This is a genomic window from Georgenia muralis (genome assembly GCF_003814705.1).
GTDB classification, from domain to species: Bacteria; Actinomycetota; Actinomycetes; order Actinomycetales; family Actinomycetaceae; genus Georgenia; species Georgenia muralis.
Genome location: NZ_RKRA01000001.1, coordinates 2,765,264 through 2,781,118 on the forward strand (window position 1 = coordinate 2,765,264; position 15,855 = coordinate 2,781,118).

Genomic DNA, 15,855 nt, shown 5'->3' on the forward strand with positions numbered 1-15,855 from the left:
ACCGCTCGTGCGCACCGGGGCGGGCGCGCCCGCCGGGGCGGGTGTGGGCGTGTCCTGGGCGGGCCTGAGGACGTCGCCGGCGGCAGGGTCGAGGGCGGGCACGGGCCCAGAGTAGGCGGGGGCGCGGCCGGTGACGGACCGCACGGCCGGGTGAGGTTCCCCTTGCTTGCCTCGATCCATTTAAGGCACGACAATGTTTCCTATTGCGTGTCGTCGCCGGCGACCGCACGTCGAAGCACCGCACGCCCACGAGGGGAGGTCCGCGCCCATGAGCGTCCCGGAGTCACGTCCCGTCGCGCCGCACGACGGCGAGGCCTCCACCCGCGAGCGGGTGCTCGAGCTCGTCGTCGAGCAGGGCCCCGTCAGCGCCGCCACCCTCGCCCGGGTGCTGCACCTGACGCCCGCGGCGGTCCGCCGCCACATCACCCACCTCGAGGACCACGGCCAGGTCGTCGTCCACGACCCCGCCGGGCTCGGTGCCCGCGGCCGGGGCCGGCCCGCGCGTCACTACGTGGCCACCGACGCCGGACGGGCGGTCCTGTCCGACGCGTACTCCGACCTCGCCACCCACGCCCTGGCGTTCCTCCGCCAGGTGGCCGGCGCCGACGCCGTCGAGGCGTTCGCCGCCTCGCGGGTGAGCGAGCTCGAGAAGCGCTACGCCTCGATCCTCGAGTCCGCCGGCCCCGCCCCCGCCGAGCGGGTCCACGCCCTGGCCGAAGCCCTGACCTCCGACGGCTACGCCGCCACCACCCGCACCGCAGGCACCGCCGGGCTCGCCCTGCAGCTGTGCCAGGGCCACTGCCCGGTGCAGGACGTCGCCGAGGAGTTCCCCCAGCTGTGCGAGGCCGAGACCCAGGCCTTCTCGCGCCTGCTGGGCGTGCACGTCCAGCGCCTGGCCACCCTCGCGGGCGGCGGGCACGTCTGCACCACACACGTCCCTCTGACCGCCGTCCGGCCGCGCACCACGCGGGTGGGCGGCGCGCAGGAGGCAGCCCGGACCACCACGCCGCCGACCGGCGACGTCACGGAAGGAATCTGATGACCAGTCCCACCCAGCAGGAGGTCACGGCCGCGCCGATGACCCAGGACGAGACGATCGCCTCCATCGGCAACTACAAGTTCGGCTGGCACGACGCCGACGAGGCCGGCATGAACGCGCGTCGCGGCGTCGACGCCGACGTCGTGCGGAACATCTCCGCCCTGAAGGACGAGCCGGAGTGGATGACCAAGCGCCGGCTCAAGGCGCTGAGCCTCTTCGACAAGAAGCCCATGCCCAGCTGGGGCGCCGACCTCTCCGGCATCGACTTCGACAACATCAAGTACTTCGTGCGGTCCACCGAGAAGCAGGCCACCAGCTGGGAGGACCTGCCCGAGGACATCAAGAACACCTACGACCGGCTCGGCATCCCCGAGGCGGAGAAGCAGCGCCTCGTCGCCGGCGTCGCCGCGCAGTACGAGTCCGAGGTGGTCTACCACCAGATCCGTGAGGACCTCGAGGCCAAGGGCGTGCTCTTCCTCGACACCGACACCGGCCTGCGCGAGCACCCGGAGATCTTCGAGGAGTACTTCGGCTCGGTCATCCCCGCCGGGGACAACAAGTTCGCCTCGCTCAACACCGCGGTGTGGTCCGGCGGCTCGTTCGTCTACGTCCCCAAGGGCGTGCACGTCGAGATCCCGCTGCAGGCCTACTTCCGCATCAACACCGAGAACATGGGCCAGTTCGAGCGGACGCTCATCATCGCCGACGAGGGCTCCTACGTGCACTACGTCGAGGGCTGCACCGCGCCGATCTACGACTCGGACTCCCTGCACTCCGCCGTCGTGGAGATCATCGTCAAGAAGGACGCCCGGGTGCGGTACACGACCATTCAGAACTGGTCGACCAACGTGTACAACCTCGTCACCAAGCGCGCCACGGTCGAGGCCGGCGGCACCATGGAGTGGATCGACGGCAACATCGGCTCCAAGGTCACCATGAAGTACCCGGCCGTCTACCTCATGGGCGAGCACGCCCGCGGGGAGACCCTGTCCATCGCCTTCGCCGGCGAGGGCCAGCACCAGGACACCGGGTCCAAGATGGTCCACCTGGCGCCGAACACCTCGTCCTCGATCGTGTCGAAGTCGGTGGCCCGCAGCGGCGGCCGCGCGTCCTACCGGGGCCTCGTCCAGGTCCTCGAGGGCGCCACGCATAGCAAGTCCAACGTGCTGTGCGACGCCCTGCTCGTGGACCAGATCTCCCGCTCGGACACCTACCCCTACGTCGACGTGCGCGTCGACGACGTCGAGATGGGCCACGAGGCCACCGTCTCGAAGGTGAGCGAGGACCAGCTGTTCTACCTCATGTCCCGGGGCATGCCCGAGTCCGAGGCCATGGCGATGATCGTGCGCGGGTTCGTCGAGCCGATCGCCCGCGAGCTCCCCATGGAGTACGCCCTCGAGCTCAACCGCCTCATCGAGCTGCAGATGGAAGGGGCCGTCGGCTGATGACCGCGACCACCGAGAACCTGACCACCGACCACTCCCGGGCCGTCGCCGACGGCGCGCACAGCCACGGCCGCGGCGGCACCCCCGAGGCCTCCCGCGCGGACCGGAAGAGCTCCTTCGCGCTCGCCGACTTCGTCGTGCCCACCGGGCGCGAGGAGGACTGGCGCTTCAGCCCGGTCGACCGTCTCCAGCGGCTCTTCGCCGGCGCCCTCACCGGCGCCGGGCCGGTGGTCACCGCGGAGAAGGACACCGCCGTGACCGTCGAGCGCGTGGGGCGCGACGACGCCCGCCTGGGCGTGACCGGCGCCCCCGGCGACCGGGTGGCGGCCGCCGCGTGGGAGTCCTTCGGCGAGGCCACCGTCGTCACGGTCCCGCGCGGGCACGTCGATGGCCGGCACACCTACCTCGCGGTCAACGGCGACAGCGCCGACCCGGCCGCCGAGCACCTGCTCGTCGTCGCCGAGGAGCTCTCCGAGTCCCTCGTGGTCCTGGACCACTCCGGCACCGCCGAGCTCGCCCAGACCGTCGAGGTCGACGTCCGCGACGGCGCCCACCTCACCCTGGTCTCCATCCAGGACTGGGAGGAGGGCGCGGTGCACCTGGCCGCGCACCGGATCCGCATGGGCCGCGACGCGCACCTCCGGCACATCGTCGTCACCCTCGGCGGCGACGTCGTCCGGGTCACCACCGACGCGGCGTTCACCGCGCCCGGGGCGGACGTGGAGCTGCTCGGGCTGTACTTCACCGACGCCGGCCAGCACCAGGAGCACCGGCTCTTCGTCGACCACGCGGTCCCGAGCTGCAAGTCCCGCGCCACCTACAAGGGCGCCCTGCAGGGTGACGGCGCGCACTCGGTGTGGGTGGGCGACGTCCTCATCCGCAAGGAGGCCGAGGGCACCGACACCTACGAGCTCAACCGCAACCTCGTGCTGACCGAGGGCGCACGGGCGGACTCCGTGCCGAACCTGGAGATCGAGACCGGCGAGATCGAGGGGGCCGGGCACGCCAGCGCCACGGGCCGCTTCGACGACGAGCAGCTGTTCTACCTGCGCTCGCGCGGCATCCCCGAGGCCGACGCCCGCCGCCTCGTGGTGCGCGGCTTCTTCGCCGAGCTCATCAACCAGATCGGCGTCCCGCTCGTCCAGGAGCGCCTCATGGCGGCCATCGAGGCCGAGCTCGACAAGACCATGGAGGCCGCCGCCCGATGAGCGCCCAGCACGCCTGCGACACCGGCGACCTCGAGCCCGGCGAGGCCATGCGCCTCGACCTCGAGGACGCCGACGGAAGGCCCCTTCCCGTCGCGCTCGTGCGCGACGAGGACGGCGACTTCCACGCCATCTCCGACATCTGCTCCCACGGGCAGGTGAGCCTCTCGGACGGCGAAGTCGAGGGCTGCGCGATCGAGTGCTGGCTGCACGGGTCGACCTTCGACCTGCGCACCGGCCGACCCCTGAGCCTGCCGGCCACCCAGCCGGTGCCCGTCTACCCCGTGACCCTGGACGGCCCGCGTGTGCTGGTCGACGTCGACGCCCCCGTCGACGTCCCCGCCCGCTGACCGCCTCGAAGAGAAGAGAAGAGACGCATGTCCACCCTTGAGATCAAGAACCTCCACGTCAGCGTCGAGACCAACGACGGCCCCAAGCCGATCCTGCGCGGCGTCGACCTGACCATCTCCTCCGGCGAGATCCACGCCATCATGGGCCCCAACGGCTCGGGCAAGTCCACCCTGGCGTACTCCATCGCCGGGCACCCCAAGTACACCGTCACCGACGGCGAGGTGCTCCTCGACGGGGAGAACGTGCTGGAGATGAGCGTCGACGAGCGCGCCCGCGCCGGCATGTTCCTCGCCATGCAGTACCCGGTCGAGGTCCCCGGCGTCACGGTGTCGAACTTCCTGCGCACCGCCCGGACCGCCATCTCCGGCGAGGCCCCGCCGCTGCGCAAGTGGGTCGGCGACGTCAAGGACGCCATGACCAAGCTCCGCATGGACCCCGAGTTCGCCCAGCGCGACGTCAACCACGGCTTCTCCGGCGGTGAGAAGAAGCGTCACGAGATCCTCCAGATGGAGCTCCTCGCGCCGAAGTTCGCCATCCTCGACGAGACCGACTCCGGCCTGGACGTCGACGCCCTGCGCGTGGTCTCCGAGGGCGTCAACCGCGTGCACGCCGCGACCGGGCTGGGCGTCATGCTCATCACCCACTACACGCGCATCCTCAACTACATCAAGCCCGACTTCGTCCACGTCTTCGTCGACGGCCGCATCGCCGAGCAGGGTGGCCCCGAGCTCGCCGAGCGGCTCGAGGCCGAGGGCTACGACCGCTTCCTCACCCCCGCGGTCTGAAGGGTCTGACCACCACATGACCGCCGGGACCTCCCTGGCCGGCCGTGAGGCCGCCGGCCCCGCCCGCTCATTGAGCGCGGCGGAGCTGGCGGCCGTGCGCGCCGACTTCCCCGTGCTGGGGCGGACCGTGCGCGAGCGCCCGCTCGTCTACCTCGACAGCGCCGCGACCGCGCAGAAGCCGCAGTGCGTCATCGACGCCGAGGTCGAGTTCTACGAGCGGCACAACGCCGCGGTCCACCGCGGGGCGCACGCCCTCGCCGAGGAGGCCACCGAGGCCTTCGAGGGCGCCCGGGCCGCCGTCGCGGCGTTCGTCGGGGTCGACCCCGACGAGATCGTCTGGACCAAGAACGCCACCGAGGCGCTCAACGTCGTCACCTACGCGATCTCCAACGCCTCCCTCGGCCGCGGGGGAGAGGCTGCCCGGCGCCTCGCGGTGGGGCCCGGGGACGAGATCGTCGTCACCGAGGCCGAGCACCACGCCAACCTCGTCCCGTGGCAGGAGCTGTGCGCCCGGACCGGGGCGACGCTGCGCTGGATCGGGCTGACCGACGACGGCCGGCTCGACCCGGCCACCTACGGCGTCATCACCGAGCGGACGAGGGTCGTGGCGCTGACCCACGCCTCCAACGTCACCGGCGCCGTCAGCCCCGTGGCCGACGTCGTCGCCCTGGCCCGCGGGGTCGGTGCGCTGGTCGTCCTCGACGCCTGCCAGTCCGTGCCGCACCTGCCGGTCGACCTGCGCGCCCTCGACGTCGACCTCGCTGCCTTCTCCGGGCACAAGATGCTCGGCCCCACCGGGGTGGGCGTCCTCTACGGCCGACGTGAGCTCCTCGCCGCCATGCCGCCGGTCCTCACCGGCGGGTCGATGGTCCAGGTCGTGACGATGGAGTCCTCGACGTACGCCGACGCCCCCGCGCGGTTCGAGGCCGGCACCCAGATGGTCGCCCAGGCCGTCGGGCTCGGCGCCGCCGCGGGCTACCTCGCCGAGCTGGGCATGGGCGCCGTCGCCGAGCACGAGGCCAGGCTCACCCGGCTGCTGCTCGACGGCGTCGCCTCCGTCCCCGGGGTGCGGATCGTGGGGCCCGCCGACGCCGCCGACCGGCTCGCCGTCGTCTCCTTCACCGTTGACGGCGTGCACCCGCACGACGTCGGGCAGGTCCTCGACGACTCCGGCATCGCCGTGCGGGTCGGGCACCACTGCGCCCAGCCCGTCCACCGCCGGCTCGGGGTGCCCTCCAGCGCCCGGGCCTCGGCCGGGGTGTACACCACCGCCGAGGAGATCGAGGCCTTCGTCGAGGCCCTCGGGCGGGTCCGTCACTTCTTCGGGGTGGACCATGGCTGACGCGATGGAGCAGCTCTACCAGCAGGTCATCCTCGACCACTCCCGCGCCCGGCACGGCGCGGGGGAGATCGAGCCCTTCGACGGGCAGTCCTTCCAGGTGAACCCCACCTGCGGGGACGAGGTCACCCTGCGCGTGCGCATGGACCACTCCACCCCGACCCCGCGTATCGCCGAGGTCGGCTGGGTCGGTCAGGGGTGCTCGATCTCGCAGGCCTCGCTGTCCATCCTCACCGGTCTGGTCACCGGACAGGACGTCGCCACGACCGACCGGCTGGGCGAGACGTTCCGCGACCTCATGCACGGTCGGGGCGTCCCGCTCGAGACCGGGCGGCAGGAGTCCCTCGAGGACGCCGCCGCCCTCACCGGGGTGGCACGCTACCCCGCCCGCATCAAGTGCGCGCTGCTGGGCTGGATGGCCCTGCGCGACGCGCTCGCCCACGCCCTGACGGCCGAGCCGTCCACCCAGAAGGAGGACTCATGACCGAGACCACGAACCCCACGGCGGCCGGCCCGTCGCCCACCACCGCCGCCGACGTCGAGGAGGCTCTGCGCGACGTCATCGACCCCGAGCTCGGGATCAACGTCGTCGACCTCGGCCTCGTCTACGGCGTCACCGTGGACCAGAACAACGAGGCGATCATCGACATGACGCTGACCTCGGCCGCGTGCCCGCTGACCGACGTCATCGAGGACCAGGCCGCCGTGGCCCTCGAGGGCCTCGTCACCGGCCAGCGGATCAACTGGGTGTGGATGCCGCCGTGGGGCCCGGAGAAGATCACGCCCATCGGCCGTGAGCAGCTGCGGGCGCTCGGCTTCAACGTCTGAGATTTTTAGACGGTGTCCCGCTGATCGCCTGATCAGCGAAGATGCTGCCTGACCTGCGACGATACCCTTTTCCGTCGGGGACCCAGGTGGACTGAAAGGCCCTGTCAGGGCACTTCATTCCCCCACAGTTCCCCCACAGATCTCGGTCCGTTTGCGCAGGCCGGAGCCCAGATCGTCGGCGCTGTCGGGTGTGCGATTCCCCCACCAGAGGAGGTCCCGGCGGGACACCTGATGGGTGGAGGCACACCCATGACCGAGAAGCACGGACGAAAGCGGACCTTCGGCGAGCTCGAGCGGCGCAAGAGCCGGCAGGCTGGCGCGGTCACCGGCTGGCGTGCCCGCTACACCGGGCCCGACCTGATGCGCCACTCGCGCAACTTCGGCGACAAGATGGCCGCCGAGGCCTGGCTCAACGCCGAGCGGCTCCTGATCGACCGCGACCTGTGGACCCCACCGCGCGACCGTGAGCGCCGCGCCCGGCTGGCTGCCCAGCGCGGGATCACGTTCGCCGAGTGGGCGGAACGATCCATCGCCGGCAAGCAGCTCCGCCCCTCGACCCGCTATCGGTACGAGCAGACACTGCGCAAACGCGTGCTGCCCGATCTCGGCGACATCCCGCTGCGGGACCTGTCGCGGTTGGACGTCACCAACTGGTACACGAAGATGCGGGCTCAGTTGGCCGCCGAGGCGAGGGCCGCACAGCGCAAGGGCGAAGGCCGTGGGGCGGCGTTCTCCGCCTACCAGGTGCTGTCCTCGGTGCTGAACGACGCCGTCGACCACGAGCTCCTTGAAACTTCGCCGGCCCGCGTCAAGGGGGCACTGCGGTACGACGCCGTCCACGAACCCGTGGTGCTGACACCGGAGCAGATGTGGACGTTGCACGAGCTGATGCCGGACTACCTAGCAGCACTGGTGCCGTTGGCGGCGACGACCGGGCTGCGTCACGGTGAGCTGCGGGCACTGCGGCGCCGGCACCTGGACCTGCGCGACCCGGCACGCGCCGTCGTGCAGGTGCGGGGGACCGCGGCCAACAACAGGGTCCGTGGCAGGTTCAACGAGATCGGAGAACCCAAGACGAAGGCATCCCGGCGGGACGTAGCCATCCCGTCGTTCGTCGTGCCGATCCTGCAGGCTCACCTCGAGAATCACGCACAGCCCGGTGACGACGGCTTCGTCTTCGTCGGACGGAAAGGCGCCGTGCTGCACGCGTCCGTCGTCGAGTCGAACTGGCAGACCGTGCGCAAGCAGGTGGGATTGGACGACCTGCACATCCACGACCTGCGGCACACGGCGCTGACATGGGCCGCGCGTTCGGGTGCGACGTTGGCTGAGCTGATGGCGATCGCGGGCCACAAGAACCCCACCATCGCGCTGCGCTATCAGCACATCGGCGACGAGGAACGTCGCCACGCCATCGCCGAGAAGGTGGGGGCGGCCTTCACCGACGAGCTCGCCCAGCGGCGTGCTCGGCGTGTGACGGGCGTGGAAGGGGTTGCGCGGTCGGTGGGCTCAGGCGGACAGGGAGGGCCCCAAGGGGCAGGGGCGCACACCTCCGATGTGACGGACTGACAATGCGGTCCACACACCACCAGGAGGCACCAGATGGGCACGAATCGTCCGGCGACCACGCGGGTGCCGAGCGGCAAGCTCGTCGCACTCGCCGACGCCGCTGCAGAGTTCAGCGTCTGTACCAAGACAATCCGGCGACGCATCGCCGACGGCACGGTCACCGGATACAAGGTCGGCCGCGTCATCCGGGTCGACCTCGAGGAGCTCCGCCGGGCGCTCGTCATCAAGATCCCGACGGCGCGGTGAAAGCCGCGCCCGGCGTCTCGTCCTTCAAGGTCACGAGGCAGCACCCGCCCCGGTGACCGCCGAGATCATCGAGTCACTCGCTCCTCGTGACAGCGGCAACGACGAGAGGTGAACGCCGGACGTGGTGGTGAGGAGTCCTCACCACCGTTCTCTTCCCCCGAGGTGCCGTCTCCACTGAAGCGCACTTGGCGGGGGTGGTGGCCGCGTTCGCGGTGGTGACGAGTCGTCACCACCGTTCTCTTCCCCCGAGGTCGGCGTCTCCACCAAAGCGGGTCGCCTGCCCGGCGGACGGCTGTGCGTCCGCGGTCGTGATGACTCATCACCACCGTCTGTTCCCCCGCGGTGGCCGGCGTCGGCGTGCATCGCGTTGCTGGTGTCCGGCTCGCGTGTGCGATCTCGGGTTGCATGGGACTTACTCTCGCGTGGGTGCGTTGCCGAGAACGTACGGGGTGGCTGACCCCGTACGCACCCCGTACGCACCCCGTACGCACCATGACGGCGCATATCGGCCCAGGTCAGGGTGCGTACGGGGAGAAGGTCGGCGTGTGTTGGTGACCGGACTGAAGTTCCCTCCTCTCCGCCTTCTTGCGGTAGCTCGTCGACCAGCGCGCCCATGCCGGCAAACGGCGCCCGAGAAGGCCTGTTCGACTACCAGGTGTGCCGCCCACGCCAGAGGCCAAGCCACCGTGTCTGCCGGACGTCCGGCGCCGACCGGAGACGCGGTGGCGGAGCCGACCCCTGCGTGGACGGCTCGCCTGCGTCTTCGGCCACTCGGTCGGCGTGGTTCGAGACGGCCTCGTGGTTGTGGTCTTCACACCTCTGGCACCCGAGGCGCACCTGGTGGGTGTGACGGTCTCGATGAGGGTGGTCTCGGCGGGCAAGGGGTACGGGTACCTGCTCCGGTCGGTCGTGCGGGGCGACGGGGACGCCGCCCGGGCGACCGCGCTCACGCGGTACTTCGCCGAGGCCGGCACCCCGCCGGGGGTGTGGCTGGGAAAGGGCGTCGCGTACTTCGGAACCGGCGAGCTGCGCCCGGGCATGACGGTGACACCCGAGCAGCTGCAGACGCTGCTGGGCCGCGGCAACGACCCCGTCACCGGGGAGAGCCTCGGCCTGCCGTTTCGGGAGTACCCGTCCGTGGCGGAGCGCACGGCGGCGCTGACCGCGCGGGTGGACCGGTTCCTGCCGGCGGGGGAGTTCGAAGCCGAGGTGACTCGGATCCAGGCCGAGCAGGCCGTCCGCGGGTCGCAGACCGCAACCGCCGGCTTCGACCTGACGTTCTCCGTCCCGAAGTCGGTGTCCGTGCTGTGGGGCCTGGCGGACGCGAACACCCAGGAGCTGATCGTCGCGGCGCACCATGTCGCCGTGACCGAGGTGCTCGACCTGTTCGAGCGGGAGGTCGCCGCGACCCGCACCGGCCACGCCGGGATCGCGCAGGTGCCGGTCGTCGGGGTCGCCGCGGCGGCGTACGACCACTGGGACTCGCGCGCGAACGACCCGCAGCTCCACACGCACGTGGTGGTGTCGAACAAGGTCATGGCCGCCCATGACGGGCGGTGGCGGACCCTGGACTCCCGGGCCGTCCACCACGCAATCGTCGCGTTGTCTGAGCACTACAACGCCGTACTGGCCGACCGGCTCACCGGCACGTTCGGGCTGTCCTGGGAGCGGCGCGAACGCGGTGAGGACCGCACCGGCCAGTGGGAGATCCGCGGCGTCAGTGAAGCCCTGATCGGTGAGTTCTCCAGCCGGGCCCGGGCGATCGACGTCGCCACCGACGCGAAGATCACCGCCTACGTGGCCGAGCACGGCCACCGCCCCACCGGGCGGCGGATCGTCCAGCTGCGTGCGGAGGCCACCCTGGACACCCGCCCCGAGAAGACCATCCGCGCCCTGTCTGAGCTGACTGCCGAGTGGCGGACACGCGCGCAGCAGATCCTCCGGGGTGACCCGACCGAGTGGACACGCACTCTCACCACCCGAGAGCCGGCGCGGGCGCTCACCTTGGAGTCGGTGCCGATGTTCCTGATCGACCAGGCCGCCGCCGACGTCGTGGACGCCGTGTCGGACCGACGGTCGACCTGGCGGCACTGGAACCTGTGGGCCGAGGCGTCGCGCCGCACCATGGGCTGGCGCTTCGCCACCGCCGCGGACCGCGAACAGGCGGTCGCGCTCATCACCGACGCCGCCACCCGGCGGTCGGTGGTCTTGACGCCCGCCGAGGTCGCCACCACCCCGACCGGGATGCGGGGCGGCGACGGCACCAGCACCCTGCGGCCCCGGCACTCCATGTACTACTCGAGCGAGCGGCTGCTCGCCGCGGAGGACCGGCTGCTCACCCTGGCCGAGGACCGCACCTCGTCCCTTGTCGTCGCTGGCCACGTCGTCGAGACCGTGACTGGCGGCCGGGGTGGCGGTGCGGTGGTCGACGGCGAGCAGGCCGCCGCGCTCGCCCGTGTCCTGTCCTCGGGGCGGCGGCTGGACGTGCTGGTCGGTCCGGCCGGGGCCGGGAAGTCCACCGCGATGGCCGCCCTGGCCGGTGCCTGGACCGCGGCGCACGGGCCCGGGTCCGTGGTCGGGATGGCGCCGTCGGCCGCCGCCGCGCAGGTGCTCGCCCAGGACATCGGCCTCGGGTGCGACAACACCGCCAAGTGGGTCCACGACCACGCCCGCGGCAGGGCGGACTTCCGCCCACGCCAGCTCGTCATCCTCGACGAGGCCACCCTCGCCTCCACCCGCACCGTGGAGACCATCGCCACCCGCGCAGGAGAGGTCGGGGCGAAGGTCGTGCTCGTCGGCGATCCGGCCCAGCTCCAGTCCGTCGACGCCGGCGGAGCATTCAACATGCTCGTCCAGGCCCGCGACGGCGACCTGGCACAGCTGGTGGAGGTGCGGCGCTTCGTCCACGAGTGGGAGAAGCACGCCTCCCTCGCCCTGCGTGACGGCGACCCGACCGCGATCGACGCGTACGCCGCCCACCGCCGCATCCTCGAGGGCACCACCGAGGCCATGGTCGACGCCGCCTACCAGGCGTGGCAGCACGAGCTGCAGACGGGGATGTCGTCCATCCTGGTGACCGAGGCTGCGGAGTCCGTGCGGCAGCTTAACGAGCGGGCCCGCGCCGAACGCATCCAGGCGGGCGTCACGTCCACGCTGCGCGAGGTCGGGCTGCGGGAGGAGGCTCGCGCGTCGGTGGGTGATGTGGTCATCACGCGCCGCAACGACCGGCGCCTGCGCACCAGCGAAGGCACCTGGGTCCGCAACGGCGACCGCTGGACCGTCACCCACGTCGGCCGCGACGGGACGCTCGACGTCCACCGAGCCGCCGACCTTGCTGGCGCGAGCGTGAGGCTGCCGGCCGGGTACGTCGCCAGGCACGTCGACCTCGGCTACGCCGTCACCGCCCACCGCGCCCAGGGCCTGACCGTCGACACCGCGCACGTGGTCGTCTCTCCGTCGACCACCCGCGAGAACCTGTACGTGTCGATGACCCGCGGCCGCCACGCCAACACCGCCTACGTCGCCCTCGACCAGCCCGATCCCCTCCACGCCACCCCGGCCGAGACCGGCACTTCCGCCCGCACGGTGCTGTTCGGGGTGCTCAACCACTCCGGGCTCGAGCTCTCCGCCCACCAGACCACCACCGCCGAACAGGAACGCTGGACCGGCATCGCCCAGCTCGCCGCCGAGTACGAGACCATCGCCACCACCACCCAGCAGGACCGCTGGACCCGGCTCGTCACCGACACTCTCACCGGCGCGGGCGGGCTCACGACGGCCGAAGCCGCCCAGGCCACTGAGTCTGAGGCCTTCACCGTCCTCACCGCCGAGCTGCGCCGCGCCGAGGCCAACCACCACGACGTCGACACCCTCCTGCCGCGCCTCGTCGCCCAGCGCACCCTGCTCGACGCCGACGACATCGCCGCCGTCCTCACCGCCCGCCTCGCCCGAGCCACGGCGCGGCCCGCTCCCGGGACGACCCCAGATCTCGTCGCCGGCATCTTCCCCGCCGCGTCCGGGCCGATGCCCGCCGACTTCGCCCGCGCCCTGGCCGAACGCCGCCAGCTCATCGAGACCCGCGCTCAAACCCTCGCCGAAGCCGCGGTTCGCGACCGGGCAGCCTGGGTGTCCCGCATCGGAGGGAGGCCGCACAGTGCCGGCGACCGGGAACGGTGGCTGGCCGAGCTGGCCGTCATCGCCGCCTACCGCGACCGGTACGCCATCACCAGCCCCGCACCGCTCGGCGCCTCCACCCAGACCCTCGCCCAGGGACGCGACCGGCACCGAGCCGCCCAAGCCCTTCACCGCGCCCATATCGGCTCTTCGGGGGATTGTCCGAACAACGGTGTAAGTGGCTCGACACGCCGACCGGCTGGTTGGCGAGGAGGGGTCAGTGATGACCGAAACACTGGCGGGCGTGAGCCCATCGAGTACTGAGGAGCTGCTCGAGCAGCCCTCGCTCGCGGAGGCGGCCGTGGCCGGCGCCGCGGGCAGCGAAGATGTCGACGGTCCTGGTGAACTGGCAGAGCCCTCGACGGAAGAACTCGGTATTGCCCGAGAGCTGGTTCGTTCAGCTCGGGCGCGTGGGGTCGCGATGACCGGGCCGGGCGGGATGCTCAAGGCGTTGACCAAGATGGTGATTGAGACCGCCCTGGGCGAAGAGCTGACCGATCACCTCGGCTATGAGAAGCACGAGCCGACCGGCCGCGGGAGTGGCAACTCCCGCAACGGGGACCGGGTCAACACGGTGCTGACCGACAACGTCGGACTGGTGCAGATCGAGGTTCCTCGGGACCGCGACGGCACCTTCGACCCCGTCATCGTCAAGAAGCGCCAATGGCGTCTCGGTGGGGTCGACACGATCGTGCTGTCGTTGGTCGCCAAGGGGTTGACCACCGGCGAGGTCTCAGCGCACTTAGAGGAGATCTACGGCGCCTCGCTGAGCAAGGACACGATCAGTCGGATCACCGACCGGGTGCTGACCGAGATGACCGACTGGGCGGCGCGGCCGCTGGAGAAGGTCTACGCCGCGGTGTTCATCGACGCCATCTACGTCAAGGTCCGCGACGGCCAGGTCGCCAACCGGCCCTTCTACGCGGCCATCGGCGTCGACCTGGCCGGCCACAAGGACGTCCTCGGAATCTGGGCCGGCGCCGGTGGCGGGGAGTCGGCGAAGTTCTGGCTGCAGGTCCTCTCGGAGCCGAAGAACCGGGGCGTCGAGGATGTGTTCTTCGTCGTCTGCGACCGTCTCAAGGGGCTGCCGGACTCGGTCGGTGCGGTGGTTCCCCAGGCGGTGGTGCAGACCTGCATCATCCACCTGATCCGCAACACCTTCCGAAATGCCTCGAAGAAGTACTGGGGCCAGATCGCTACCGACCTCAAGCCGATCTACCGAGCCCCCTCACGGGAGGCCGGGTGGGCGGCGTTTGAGAAGTTCGAGCAGAAGTGGGACAAGCCCTACCCAGCGATCGGGCAGCTGTGGCGCAGACGCCTGGGAGCAGTTCGTGCCGTTCTTGGACTGCGACGCCGAGATCCGCACCGTGCTGTGCTCGACGAACGCGATCGAGTCGTGTCGCTGAACGCCCGCTACCGGCGCGCGGTCACCGTCCGGGGCCACCTCCCGACCGAGCAGGCGGCGATGAAGTGTCTCTACCTGGTGACTAGGTCACTGGACCCCAAAGGAACCGGGCAGACACGATGGACCGTGCGCTGGAAGCCAGCGCTCAACGCATTCGCGATCACCTTCGGCGATCGGATGCCTAAGGGCAGAGAACCACTGATGAGGACCGCTGCATACACCGTTAGTCGGACAGACCCCGCGAGCGGCACCACGTCGTGTCGCAGCACGTAGGTGCTGGCGGAGGGGCGACGTGGTCATCGTCGCTCGCCCGAGTGCGGGCCGCTGCGTCCCGACGGTGGGGGCGGGCTGGCGAGGGCCGTCTCGACGGCCGCTTTGAGGAGGCGCTCGAGCGGCCCGCGCCCCAGAAAGTGCCGCCACGACCACGCGCCGGTCAGGGCGGTCACGATGAACCAGACCAAGACCGCGTTCGACTGAGGGTTCCAGACCACGTCGTTGCCGAGCAGGAAGATGGCGACGACCTGCAGGGAGTACACGGTCAGCGGCATGGCTCCCGTGGCTGCTACCGGGGCGAGACCGCTGGCCAGGGCCCGACCGTACCTAGCCGTCGGCCGGGTCAGCAGCAGGCAAAGACCGATGACCGCGAGGGAGGTGCCGCCGTTTCCGATCACCTCAAGGGTGGAGTTGTCGTGCGCCGCGGCACTGACCAGACGCCGCGTCAGGGGCGCGGCATCGGGCTCGAGGGAGTCCTGCGCGAGGCGCGAGGTGCCCCATCCAAGGCATGCGAGGGCGATGCCGGCACCCACCAGGACCGTTTGGGTCCGGACCCGGGACAGGTCGCTGCGGCCCACAGCCATGCCGGGGAGGACGTAGGCCAGGAAGACGAGCGCGGGGTAGGGGCCGGTGACGAGTTCGTCCATCGGCAGCCGGACCGGGTCGGACAGGCCGATCAGGCGCGCGAGCACACTCGGCAGGCCGTCAGCGGTCGGGGTGGTCAGAGCAAAGATCACCGTCGGGGAGATCACCGCGGCGGCGACGGCGCCCACCACCAGCCACCGACGACGCAGACGTAAGAAGGGGATAGCGAGGGCGAACAGCACCGCGTACGCCGGCAGGATGACCAGCACCGGGGTGCCCAGGGCGACGAGCAAGACGCCGATGAGAAGAAGAACTCCCGCGCGGACAAGCGCTGCGAGCCGCGCCCGGATCAGCCCCACCCCCGAGGGAAGGACCTGGCGGCCGCTGGTCAGTGCGAGGGAGACGCCGGCGAGCAACGCGAAGAGCGCGGAGGAGCGCCCGTCCGCGATGACGAACCACTCCGGGTCGTGCCGACCGCCTGGCCCCTCGTCACCAAGGTGGGCGACGAACATGCCCAGGACCGCCAGACCGCGCGCCAGGTCGATGCCCACCAGGCGCGGCGGGAGAGCTCCGCCGGCCGGACGGCTCACCCCTGCTGCCCCGGTCCACCAC

General features: G+C 71.2%; 13 protein-coding genes. 12 read left to right on the forward strand and 1 reads right to left on the reverse strand.

All coding sequences use genetic code 11. The features are described from left to right. Window positions 1-268 precede the first annotated feature (268 nt). The 12 genes from EDD32_RS19805 to EDD32_RS12470 all read left to right on the forward strand — a co-directional run bounded on the left by EDD32_RS19805 (window position 269) and on the right by EDD32_RS12470 (window position 14,658). Window positions 269-1,039, forward strand: coding sequence for a helix-turn-helix transcriptional regulator (locus EDD32_RS19805; protein WP_123917929.1), 771 nt, complete (start codon window positions 269-271; stop codon window positions 1,037-1,039). After that, on the forward strand, window positions 1,039-2,484 hold the full coding sequence (gene sufB, locus EDD32_RS12420; RefSeq protein WP_123917931.1) for a Fe-S cluster assembly protein SufB: 1,446 nt from the start codon (window positions 1,039-1,041) through the stop codon (window positions 2,482-2,484). Before EDD32_RS19805 ends, sufB begins: the two co-directional genes overlap by 1 nt. Beyond that, window positions 2,484-3,692 carry a Fe-S cluster assembly protein SufD gene (sufD, locus tag EDD32_RS12425; protein WP_123917933.1) on the forward strand — a complete coding sequence of 403 codons (1,209 nt, stop codon included), beginning with the start codon at window positions 2,484-2,486 and terminating at the stop codon, window positions 3,690-3,692. Before sufB ends, sufD begins: the two co-directional genes overlap by 1 nt. Beyond that, the gene (locus tag EDD32_RS12430; protein ID WP_123917935.1) at window positions 3,689-4,039 is read left to right on the forward strand and encodes a non-heme iron oxygenase ferredoxin subunit; all 351 of its coding nucleotides are present in this window, start codon (window positions 3,689-3,691) and stop codon (window positions 4,037-4,039) included. Before sufD ends, EDD32_RS12430 begins: the two co-directional genes overlap by 4 nt. A 27-nt stretch (window positions 4,040-4,066) precedes the next feature. Next, window positions 4,067-4,825, forward strand: coding sequence for a Fe-S cluster assembly ATPase SufC (gene sufC, locus EDD32_RS12435; RefSeq protein WP_123917937.1), 759 nt, complete (start codon window positions 4,067-4,069; stop codon window positions 4,823-4,825). 16 nt (window positions 4,826-4,841) lie between these two features. Beyond that, the gene (locus EDD32_RS12440) at window positions 4,842-6,167 is read left to right on the forward strand and encodes a cysteine desulfurase (protein ID WP_123917939.1); all 1,326 of its coding nucleotides are present in this window, start codon (window positions 4,842-4,844) and stop codon (window positions 6,165-6,167) included. After that, window positions 6,160-6,648, forward strand: coding sequence for a Fe-S cluster assembly sulfur transfer protein SufU (gene sufU, locus EDD32_RS12445; protein ID WP_123917941.1), 489 nt, complete (start codon window positions 6,160-6,162; stop codon window positions 6,646-6,648). The genes EDD32_RS12440 and sufU overlap by 8 nt, the downstream gene beginning before the upstream one ends. Next, window positions 6,645-6,992, forward strand: coding sequence for a metal-sulfur cluster assembly factor (locus EDD32_RS12450; RefSeq protein ID WP_123917943.1), 348 nt, complete (start codon window positions 6,645-6,647; stop codon window positions 6,990-6,992). Before sufU ends, EDD32_RS12450 begins: the two co-directional genes overlap by 4 nt. 249 nt (window positions 6,993-7,241) lie before the next feature. Then, window positions 7,242-8,561, forward strand: a complete 1,320-nt coding sequence (locus EDD32_RS12455) for a site-specific integrase (protein ID WP_170175280.1) — start codon at window positions 7,242-7,244, stop codon at window positions 8,559-8,561. A gap of 33 nt (window positions 8,562-8,594) precedes the next feature. Then, on the forward strand, window positions 8,595-8,807 hold the full coding sequence (locus tag EDD32_RS12460) for a MerR family transcriptional regulator (RefSeq protein ID WP_123917947.1): 213 nt from the start codon (window positions 8,595-8,597) through the stop codon (window positions 8,805-8,807). 840 nt (window positions 8,808-9,647) lie between these two features. Then, on the forward strand, window positions 9,648-13,244 hold the full coding sequence (gene mobF / locus EDD32_RS12465; protein ID WP_123917949.1) for a MobF family relaxase: 3,597 nt from the start codon (window positions 9,648-9,650) through the stop codon (window positions 13,242-13,244). Then, the gene (locus tag EDD32_RS12470; RefSeq protein WP_123917951.1) at window positions 13,204-14,658 is read left to right on the forward strand and encodes an IS256 family transposase; all 1,455 of its coding nucleotides are present in this window, start codon (window positions 13,204-13,206) and stop codon (window positions 14,656-14,658) included. The genes mobF and EDD32_RS12470 overlap by 41 nt, the downstream gene beginning before the upstream one ends. A 23-nt stretch (window positions 14,659-14,681) precedes the next feature. Here EDD32_RS12470 and EDD32_RS12475 read toward each other — a convergent pair whose 3' ends face one another. Continuing rightward, complete coding sequence (locus EDD32_RS12475; RefSeq protein ID WP_123917953.1) at window positions 14,682-15,833, reverse strand: heparan-alpha-glucosaminide N-acetyltransferase domain-containing protein; 1,152 nt, start codon at window positions 15,831-15,833, stop codon at window positions 14,682-14,684. Between the last annotated feature and the right edge of the window lie 22 nt (window positions 15,834-15,855).